Consider the following 4,817-nt stretch of genomic DNA (forward strand, 5'->3'; position numbering starts at 1 on the left):
ATCAAATGCAAATCATCGGTTGCAATAAACGTCCCTTGATTGGTAAATGCACCAATATGAGCATCGACACTCTCACCGCGCATTGTACCGCTATTTGCGACCCCATCACGCACTTGAAGGGTTAATGCTCCCTCTTGGGCTTCCACAGTCCCTGCTTGGGTTAAAGCATCAGCACTTAAAACCACATCATAACTTAAAATCGTGCTCTCTTGAGAGGTTGTGAACATGCCCCCCGCTGTCAAGGCAACCTGCTGCATACTGACAATATCACCCGTATGATTGAGGGCACCATGGGCATCCAGCGTTATCTTCCCATTGGACCAGACAGTGCCTTCTTGGATCAGGGCACCGTGATGCGCATAAAGGTCAACTTTTTGCTCTGCCACTAAGCGCGCGCGTGATGTAAGCTCTGCTGCTTCCACCAAAAGAGAGCCGCCGGCGCTATAATGTCCAGCGCCTACAGTGAGCGCATCATCGGCGCTCAAGACAATATTCCCCTTGGCACCAATATGGTTGTTTAAAGCGCTGATTTGATTGGTTTTAATGGTCAGATCGCCAAGGGAAGAAACCCCTGTTTGATCATTGTCTTGCATGCGGCTCAGATCAATTGTTGCTGCTTGGATCTCTAAAAGATCACCGGCGGCTATCCGCCCATTCCCCGCCTCAAGCTTTGCTGCCTGTAAATGCAAAGAACCCGTCGCTGACTGTTGACCATCACTCCCAATACCGCTTGCTAGAAGAGCATGGGACTGGAGCTTGATCAGATCGGCGCCCACATCAACAGTACCGCTCGCTGCAACGCGAGCTTGCTCAGCCAGTTCAACATGTTTCAAAGCCTTCAGTTCAACCGCTTCTTCTGAAAAAAGCAGATCTTTCACATGTACACTGTCGTGGTGAGAATGAGCCTTCACCGCTCCTTTGGCACGTGCTTTGGCAATTACCAGCTTGCCATCACTTGTCAATCTCATGGCGCCTGCATTGGCAACCATGTCTCCGCGCATCTTAACGCCCGCACCTTTATCATTGGCAATCACGCGAATCTGCCCCGCATACATTCCACCAAACTCACTGGAATCAATCGCCAATTCCGGCTCTTTGCCATCAGAACCAAGAGAAGTTGCTTCGCGTTTGTCATAATCAAAATGATTGCGCCCCGCGATAACAGCCAAATCTCCTTTGACCTGTATGGGACCCCCGACACTGATCTTGCGCGAAACAAGATCAAAAATATCTAATGCACTCCCATCAGCCCCACGAGAGCCTATAGTGATATCTCCACCCTCAACACGCAATCCACTCAAAGCGCCATCGGCTCCAATAATCGGTTGTCCAGTCGATAAAGTCACCCGTGGTGTATTAATAAAGCCACAACCGTTACAGGTAATCCCATTGGGATTGGCGATAATAACATCCGCCATATGCCCATGTACTTCGCTCACGCCTTCAAGACGCGAGCGATTGGCACTTACCACTTCATTAAGGATAACCTTTGCTGCACCGCTATAACGCAAATTGCCGTTGCCTGGCACCAATCCCCCAAGCTGTGAACGCGAGACTTCCTCAGTCGAATTGTTCAAAATTACGCCATGGGTATCAACATTGAAACTGTCATATTTGTTATGAGAAAGACCCTGTCCATTGGGGCGAACAATATCAATCAGCGGCACATCATTGCCGGCTTTCCCCACCGTGGGGCGGAAAACAGAGCCAACCCCATCAGCTGCTTTAATCCCTTGGCTCTCTTGTGCAACAGGACTTCGCGCTCCAAGCGCTTGTGCTTGCAATAACAAAGGCTGAAAAGCTAAGCAAAAACTTAAAACAAGTGAAAGCCCCTTATGAATCCCTCGCTGCAAAACACAAAGAACGCGCTGCCATAGCTTGTATCCATATCCCAATCTATGCTTTTGATCTTTCAATCCCCGCATCTTCAGCTCCTCATAAAATTCTTTATCTCTTTTAAAAAAACAACCCATATGGGTATAAACAGCGCAGCGATATTTTTACCGCCCATTTGCTCTAAAATCTCAATAATGCCCGCACTTGAAATAACCCTGTCGCATTCCCCTTTTCTCGCACTGTCGATTGGGTTAAAATATTTGAATAAGACACATCAACATCCGTAATGTCTCCGGTTGCATGGAAACCAAGAGTTGCCCCAACGAGGCTCCCGCCAAAACTGTTTTTGTTTACATCATTGGCTACAGCCCCCAGATCAAGCGCCATATAAGGGGCAAATTGGCTCATAAATTTACGCCCCATTCTCGAAGAAAAACCTGGCAACAACAGCGACAATTCATTGCGCCAAAACGCCCCATTATTGCCGTAATAAATCGCCTCACGCACCCCACGCACAGAGGAACTACCACCAAGCGATATTTGCTCTGAACTAAACAACGTGTCGGGTGATAATTGTCCTGAAAACAGCGTGTTATAGCGAAAGTTATACTGTTTGAGCGAAAAAGAACGCACGTAGCCTAGGGAAAAAGACAATTTGGAAAATTGCCCTTTGGGTGAATTTTTTGTTACATTCTCTTGCTCTTTATCGTCATAAGCGCCAAGAATTGCCAACCCTTTATGAAACCCTATATGCGCGCTTAATTCTCCTCCAAGCCACTTGCGCGAATGATCAAGCTCAAAGGTTGCAATAGCTAGTTTACGGCTGGAAACATCAACTCGACTGCCCATAATAAAATTATCAGAATATTTCCATGTCAACCGTCCTGTAACCCAGGTCTTTCCCTCTTGATCACGGTCGATAACCCGTGAAATCCACGGTGTAAGCGATAAAGACTTACCCGCTGTCATAATATCGGAAAATATTCCCTTAACACTCGAATGATATTGGCTCCACGTCCCATCAAAACCAGTTGTCCAATAGCCATAGGGTAGAGAAAATGATCCTGTTAGAGTATCACTATTGGGACGCTTGTGAGAAAAATGATACGGACTACCATCCATAGAACGCTGATAGCTAAACGACCATTGATCATTGATCCCTAACAGATCATCAAAAGAAAGGCTCAAGCGCGTTTGATAAAGCCCTGTTGCTTTAGCACCAAGATTATCGCTGGAAAGCGTGATAAGCCAAGGTTTCTGTTTTTCAATATGAACATCGAGTATCGAACCACCCGAATTGCCACCAGCACCAAGATTAATGGTGGCTTGGCGTGAGAAAAGCCGATTGATTTGATCAAGCCCTTGCTCTATCTGGCGCAGATTGGTCGGTTTTCCAATAAGGTTTGGAAAAGCCGTGGTGATTTCTCCTTGAAGTCTCCTCTCAACTTTATGCCCATCCAGAGTGATATCTTCCATCACACCTTCAACTACAACAATCTTGAGATGACCGCCGCTTAAATCTTGCTCAGGCAAATAAGCCCGCACCGCAATATAGCCGCGCTTCATATAAAGCTTGGTCACCGCTTTGAGCACTTTGTTGATTTCGGCAATCCCCAAACACCGTCCTTCCCAAAGAGAAATGGCTTCATGAAGGTCGGTATGAGAAATCAACTGAGCACCAACAAATTCAATGCTTTTGATCAGCAAACAGGTTGTACTAGGCGAAGCACCATAGGCAGATGTGGTATCATCGTCTGGCAAAAATACCCCATGTGTTTCGTTTCTACGGTGTAATTGCTGAAAACGTTGTTGTTGCGTTTGTTGTCGTTGGATGCTCTCTGATTGATTAATCGCTTTCTCACGAATGTTTTGGGCAAAACTCGGCAACGAAAAAAGGCACAAAATAGCCGCAAAAACAAAAATGAAAAAAAATCTATGCATTCATTGTGCCCTCAAAATGAGCAACAAAATGACCCCCATCATCAGCGTCACAGAAAAAATCGCCAACCGCGTAACAATTTTTTAATTTTTTGATGAGAGTAATACTTATAACATCTGAGAAAAAAGCATAGACTGTACTGTATACACCTGCTTTATTAGTTGTGCAAACCATATCATTTCCCCCGCTTTTGAAGATTTTACAATGACACTGTTAAATGACAATCATATGCTATATATGCTTCTTAATTTTAAGGTGTTGCATGTAATATAATCTTGAGCTTCAAGTAAAGACTGTTATTCATAGAATATACCAAATTTATTGGAACTGTTACATATTAGAGACAACAAAAAACTATCCATTATTATCGCTTGATAAGAAAAATAGCATGACAATCGCTTATTTACTAAAATAAGAAAAAAGAAAATGCGTAATGCCATAACTTATGACGAATTAGCGCATTTTAAAGCTGCTTATCCTAATGAAACTATCACTAAAGATGATTTGTTCTATTACGTCTATGGATTGTTACATTCGGAAGATTATCGTGCTCGTTATGCTGATAACCTCTCTAAAGAATTGCCTCGTCTTCCTTATATAAAAACTGCTAAGGATTTTGGAAATTTGTAACAGCAGGGCGTGAATTGGGTCATCTGCACGTGAATTATGAAGATGTAAAACCTTATCCTATGACCTTTAAAAAGGCTAATCCAAAATTAACTGATATTCCTAATTCCGAAAAGTTTTATTACGTGACTGAAATGGAATTCTCAAAAGCAGGTAAAGAGAAAGATAAATCAACTGTTATTTATAATAGCAATATCATCATGACAGATATCCCTAAGTAAGCTTATGAGTATATCGTCAATGGCAAGCCTGCTCTTGAATGGGTTATGGGGCGTCAGTGTGTAAAAACTGATAAAAAGAGTGGCATTGTGAATGATGCCAACCGTTATGCTGTTGAAACCGTTGGCAACCCTGCCTACCCTCTAGAATTGTTTCAAAGGGTTACTACCGTAAGTTTAGAAACAATGAAAATCGT

2 protein-coding genes and 1 pseudogene are annotated in these 4,817 nt (G+C 43.7%); 1 reads left to right on the plus strand and 2 read right to left on the minus strand.

Features of this window, described 5'->3' with window-relative positions; genetic code table 11:
• Positions 1-1,925 (minus strand): filamentous hemagglutinin N-terminal domain-containing protein (locus tag ACFIMQ_RS08910; RefSeq protein ID WP_375703873.1); only part of this gene is annotated, 1,925 nt, incomplete at its 3' end.
• Between the two features lie 91 nt (positions 1,926-2,016).
• Positions 2,017-3,777 (minus strand): ShlB/FhaC/HecB family hemolysin secretion/activation protein, encoded by a 1,761-nt coding sequence (locus tag ACFIMQ_RS08915; RefSeq protein ID WP_375703874.1) that lies wholly within the window; start codon positions 3,775-3,777, stop codon positions 2,017-2,019.
• Between the two features lie 427 nt (positions 3,778-4,204).
• Here ACFIMQ_RS08915 and ACFIMQ_RS08920 point away from each other — a divergent pair.
• Positions 4,205-4,817: pseudogene (locus ACFIMQ_RS08920) on the plus strand (type ISP restriction/modification enzyme); the annotation flags it as partial.

The sequence above is a fragment of the Bartonella sp. AD13SXNS genome (genome assembly GCF_042196465.1).
Taxonomy (GTDB): Bacteria; Pseudomonadota; Alphaproteobacteria; order Rhizobiales; family Rhizobiaceae; genus Bartonella.

Bases quoted from the DNA above. Each gene is read 5' to 3' on its own strand.
- ACFIMQ_RS08915 (WP_375703874.1), bottom strand. From the start codon at position 3,777: ATGCATAGATTTTTTTTCATTTTTGTTTTTGCGGCTATTTTGTGCCTT.